The organism is Aminobacter sp. P4_H6_2, from assembly GCF_056400805.1.
Window position 1 is genome coordinate 1 of record NZ_JBFUKO010000415.1, and the last position, 4,812, is coordinate 4,812.

Annotated in this window: 6 protein-coding genes and 1 pseudogene; 2 read left to right on the forward strand and 5 right to left on the reverse strand. The window is 59.1% G+C overall.

Going from position 1 to position 4,812, the window contains the following annotated elements:
* Nucleotides 1-63 precede the first annotated feature (63 nt).
* The 3 genes and pseudogenes from AC1DUU_RS23155 to AC1DUU_RS23165 all read right to left on the reverse strand — a co-directional run bounded on the left by AC1DUU_RS23155 (nt 64) and on the right by AC1DUU_RS23165 (nt 1,180).
* Entirely contained in the window at nt 64-330 is a 267-nt protein-coding gene (locus tag AC1DUU_RS23155; RefSeq protein WP_476785730.1) for a hypothetical protein, read from the reverse strand.
* A 128-nt stretch (nt 331-458) separates the two neighbouring features.
* Nucleotides 459-656: pseudogene (locus AC1DUU_RS23160) on the reverse strand (IS5/IS1182 family transposase); the annotation flags it as partial.
* Nucleotides 657-946: 290 nt separating this feature from the next.
* On the reverse strand, nt 947-1,180 hold the full coding sequence (locus AC1DUU_RS23165; RefSeq protein WP_476785731.1) for a hypothetical protein: 234 nt from the start codon (nt 1,178-1,180) through the stop codon (nt 947-949).
* 304 nt (nt 1,181-1,484) lie between these two features.
* Here AC1DUU_RS23165 and AC1DUU_RS23170 point away from each other — a divergent pair, with 304 nt between their 5' ends.
* The gene (locus tag AC1DUU_RS23170; RefSeq protein WP_476785732.1) at nt 1,485-1,760 is read left to right on the forward strand and encodes a hypothetical protein; all 276 of its coding nucleotides are present in this window, start codon (nt 1,485-1,487) and stop codon (nt 1,758-1,760) included.
* A 15-nt stretch (nt 1,761-1,775) separates the two neighbouring features.
* Nucleotides 1,776-2,339, forward strand: a complete 564-nt coding sequence (locus AC1DUU_RS23175; RefSeq protein ID WP_476785733.1) for a bacterial transcriptional activator domain-containing protein — start codon at nt 1,776-1,778, stop codon at nt 2,337-2,339.
* Nucleotides 2,340-2,650: 311 nt separating this feature from the next.
* Here the strand turns inward: AC1DUU_RS23175 and AC1DUU_RS23180 are convergent, their stop codons facing one another.
* Nucleotides 2,651-3,079: an N-acetyltransferase family protein gene (locus AC1DUU_RS23180; protein ID WP_476785734.1), complete on the reverse strand. Its 429-nt coding sequence runs from the start codon at nt 3,077-3,079 to the stop codon at nt 2,651-2,653.
* A gap of 400 nt (nt 3,080-3,479) precedes the next feature.
* On the reverse strand, nt 3,480-4,517 hold the full coding sequence (locus tag AC1DUU_RS23185) for an IS110 family RNA-guided transposase (RefSeq protein WP_476785735.1): 1,038 nt from the start codon (nt 4,515-4,517) through the stop codon (nt 3,480-3,482).
* Between the last annotated feature and the right edge of the window lie 295 nt (nt 4,518-4,812).

A 4,812-nucleotide genomic window follows, 5' to 3' on the forward strand; every position in this document is an offset into this window, starting at 1 on the left:
CGTCGTTGGCCGGTTCCGGTGCGACAGCCCGTCGTTGGCCGGTTCCGGTGCGACAGCCGCCGGCTAAGCAGTGGCTTCAGGCACGACTTCTTGAATACTCGGCAACTGGAAGCGCGACCAGTCCGCCATGAGGGCTAGAAGGACCGCGGTTAACGGAAGAAAAGCGTGGCAATGCTCAAGCGGAAAGATCGCGTAGAGCAGGGCAATCGTCAACAATGTTGGGAGTGTCTTGGCAAGGGGGGCCTTCGACCTGTGCTCGGCCCAACGGTCGAACACGGCATAAAGCGTCAAAATCCCATAGAGCGCGAGACAAATAAATGCCAACGCCACCCACGCTAGCATGTCCGTATCGCCGGCAGCCGTGAACCACGATTGACTTGCGTGTCCCAGGCCGTCTTCGCCGGAACGGCTATCGGGCGGCTGGATCCAATTGCAATACTAAGTATCCGTTTTGAAAATCACGGATGAGCGTATCGGCGGATGAGATTACCGCCCATTGCGACAAGGATCATGGCCTGCGAGACATCGATGCACTGCTCGTAGTCGTGCACGAGGCGGCGCAATCGGGTCATCGAGCCGAAGGTCCACTCATCGACCCAGCGGCGGGGCGGGATCTGGAAGCCCTTCTGGTCGTCGGATCGACGGATGCTCTCGACGGGCTGTTGCTGTGCTGGCGCGAGCCGGGGCATTCGCAACCATAATGCCTACTCTGGGCCGGTTGCCGAATGTCCGCTTCAGCCAAGTGTGCTTCAAAAGCGGACCGGCAGATTTCGACCCCTTTCCCGACATTACTCCACTCCGCGTTCGCTCCCACGTTGCCTGGCGCTAAGCGGGCGATCTGGGTCCGACCCACTACCCAACCAAACGCTCATCGCTTTTGCTGGACCGTGGCATTTATGTGAAAGTTTCTCAGCGATGCGAACCCGTGCTTATGCGCTGTTGGGCTTCACGTTCCGAATTGCTCGAGGTTCCGGCTACGTGCCGCTACATCCGCAGGAGCCTCATCTACCGGATAGCCAAAATCCTTAAGCTCCAGCATCGACARCCCGGCAAGTCCCCGCCGTTGCCTAAAAGCCTGATGCCGGAACCGAATCCCTGCAAAGGCAAGCACGGTATGCCGGGCGAGCGAACCGGTGAAGCGCAACGTCGGCTGGAAAGTCCTGAGGCTGATGTATGCCATTTTCTTTCTCCCTCGTTCAAACTTACGAGGGCAATTTCCTACCGGTGCGCTTTGCTGGTGTTCACCCATCCGTGAAACCGCAGGAAACACGTCTGGCCGAAGCGCTAATTCGTCGTTAAATCGGACGCTGGAAGTGATATTCTAGCCGAGGTTGTTTCACGGGGGCGCGAGTGCGTATCCGATTGCTTGGTGGCATCGGGTTGCTTTTTCAGGCGGACAATTCCTGCACTTCGCGACGCGCAAGACGTCATTGCTCTTCGCTGCTCTGGTTCTGGCTGGCCTCAAGGGCGTACGCCGAGAGAAGATGGCCGCGATGCTCTGGGCTGACAGCGGCGCGCAGCAGGCGCAAAACAGCCTGCGCCAAGCGCTGGTCGACCTCAGGCGATTGTTTCCGGCCTCGGCCGACGAGGCTGTCAGCATAGAAGKCAATKCCGACACCATTTGGCTGACTGCGAATGCCGATGAAGCTGATATCTGGATTTTCGACCGGAAGATCCAGGGCAATGACGCCGCCAACCTTGCGGCAGCGGCGGACCTCTACCGCGGCGAGCTACTGGACGGCCCTTTGTACCCTGGCTAGATCGAGCACTGGCTCGTGCCGCTTCGTGCGAACTACGCTCGTCGGGCGCTGGATCTGGTTGAGCGGCTGAGCCAGTTGCCGGTACTAAGTGAACACGAGGAACGGGCCTGCGGAAGCCTGGCCGAACGCCTCGTGGGGCTCGACCCATGCGCCGAACAGRCCCACCGGGCACTGATCCGTATCTTTCACAATCGGTACAAGACCAATGAAGCCTTCCGCCAGTTTCTGACCTGCAAGGAAGCATTGAAGCGTGAGTTGGGCGTCGAGCCCGAAGAGGCGACCCGGGCACTGATAGAGCACTTCGAAGTGCGGGAGCACAGAAATGCGCTGGCGTCGTCCGGGTTGGTCGAGGTGCCGCGGCAAAAAATGCCGGCGGACCTGGCCCATCCTGCTGTTTCCATACCGGAAAAGCCGTCAATAGCGGTGACGCTGCCTGGCCAATGGCAGAGGCTGCGTCCCGCGCGCAGCCCTATTATCTCACCGGTCTTCGTGTGGCAGCCGCCAGCAACGCCATGGCTGGGCGGTCGGATGCCGCGAGTAAGCACATCGCGCTGTCGTTGCAACTCGATCCCGAACTGACCCTCACCAACCTTAGACACCGGGTGGGGCAGATCAGGCCGGATTATTTCGCCAGGTATGTTGAGGCGCTGCGGCTGGCCGGCCTTCCTGAATGAGCCGGGCGGCGAGAAGCTACCTGCGCCGGGGCCTGTGCAAGTACCGCACTTTTTGCGACACATTTGACCAGGTCTTCGAGAGCCGGGCGAAACGTCAATTCGGGTTTGTGAAAGCAACGGCCGCTTATCGAGGGTATCATCCCGAAAGCCGCCTGTCAGCTTTCGGACCCGAAACGGAATGTCCTCAAAGGGGGGGGTAGAAAACGGAAGTCCGTGCTACTCCCCCCTAGCGGCGGCGTGGTAGAAAATGATCTCCGGATCACCTTCATCAAGGTTGTCGACGTATCCACTCGGCCTGAAGCCCAACTTAGCAAACAGCATCTGCATTGGTCTGTTGGACATGTTGGTGGAGCTGAATATTTTCCGGTCAGGGATAATCGATTGGAAATGCTTAACGATCGACGCGCCCAATCCCTGACGACGGAATTCTCGGCCCACCATCACCATCTCGACAAAAGGCTGGCCAAAGAAGTGCTTTGTCAGCACGCCGTAAGCGGCTACCCGGCCATTTGTCTCAGCAACATGACAGCATGCCGATCCGAGCCAGCTGCGAATTTGACCACGGCGCTCCAGGCTCGTCTCAGCAACGGAATCGATGGCGCAAAGCGCCTCGTAGTCATCGATAATCGTCGACCGAATGTGCATAATCTTTCCTACCACAACTACTAATGCCAACGGCGCCTCATACGAGCCGCAAACTGTAAGTCCACTGGGGCCAGATGACAACATTTCTGAAGTCTATCCGAATGTCTTCTGTGGATGGCCCCCGCATTGCAAGAGGTATTTCGGTGTTCTGGCGCGTTGGTCGGGTGCAGTCTTCTGTCCGGCCTGTTGATGCAGCCATTGGAGACTGCTGGCCCTGATGGGGTCGGCGAACAAGGTCCCAATCTGCTTTGCAGGCTATGAAGCCTCCGACATTCGACGGGTTGTCCCTGTTTCCGGCCTGACCGGTTTCGCCATCACATCGCTTCGCTCTTACAACTTCATGGAGCCGATCGACCGGCTCGAACTGTTTTTTGCGTCAAGGTCTCATCATCTTGGCAATTTACGCTGCAAGGATCGGGGCATGGCGAGCTTGATAGGTCTCCCCGCGGGCCATGACCGCCCAGACGACGCGGGCCATTTTGTTGGCCATGGCTACGCTCGCCACGCGGGCTGGCTTCCGGGCAAGCAACGCGAGAAGGCGCGGATCCGCCACCTCGGGCTTATGCCTGGCTCGGCGGATCAGAGAGGTCGCGCCAATCACCAAGAGCTTTCTCAGATACCGGTCACCCATCTTGGTGATGCGGCCGAGCCGGTCCTTACCACCGCTAGAGTTTTGCGAGGGTGTGTGCCCTAGCCAGGCAGCAAACTCTCGACCCGAGCGGAACTGTCCCGGATTGGTGACCGATGCCGCCAGTGCTGTTGCACCGACCGGGCCGATACCGGGAATGGTCGATAGACGCCGTGCAATCTCGTCAGTTCTTTGCAGGGCAAGGATCGAACGGTCGATCGCCTGCAAACGGACGTGGGTGTCGAGGACCTGCCCGCATAGGAGGCCGAGAATCTGCATTGCCATTGGCGGAACGTCTGGTGTCGCTTCCTTCGCGGCGATCTGGCGCGCCAGCCCAAGCGCACGCTCCAAACCTTCGGGTATATCGATGCCAAACTCAGCCAAGAGACCACGGATCATGTTCACCTGTTGCGTGCGCTGCTTGACCAGGAGGTCGCGTGTGCGGTGAAGCGACAGCGCCGCCTGCTGCTCGGCTGACTTCATGGCCACGAAACGCATGGTCGGGCGTGTCACGGCTTCGCAAATCGCTTCAGCGTCCACCGCATCGTTCTTGCCGCGCTTCACATAGGGCTTCACGTATGCCGGYGGCATCATGCGAACCTCATGGCCGAGCTTCGTCAGCTCTCGAGCCCAATGATGCGATGTCCCGCACGCCTCCATGCCGATCAGACAGGACGGCAACTTGGCGAAAAACGGCAGAATTTGCGATCGCCGCAGTGCCTTGCGCACAACAACRWCTCCAGACGCGTCRACGGCATGAACTTGAAAAAYRCGCTTGGCCAGATCAAGGCCCACGGTGGTAATCTGCATGACGGATGGCTCCTTTGCTCGGGTTGCCTGACAGCAAACCCATTCTGGCACCCAGATGCCGGGAGCGGGAGCCATCCACATGGGGTAATCGCGGGAGCACCGCCGCTCTGGATTCGATCATGTTCTTGGACGGTGGCTGTTCCCCGATAAGATGAGGTACGGGCTCTCGACTGGACGCCGGGCCCAGCATCAACGGAGAACAGCCATGGAAGAATATATCGGCCTCGACGTGTCAATGAAAGAGACGGCAATTGCGATCCGTCGAGATGGGGTACGTGTTTGGCGTGGAAAGTGC

Coding starts and splice junctions, on each gene's coding strand:
- AC1DUU_RS23180 (WP_476785734.1), bottom strand. CDS start 3,079: ATGCACATTCGGTCGACGATTATCGATGACTACGAGGCGCTTTGCGCC.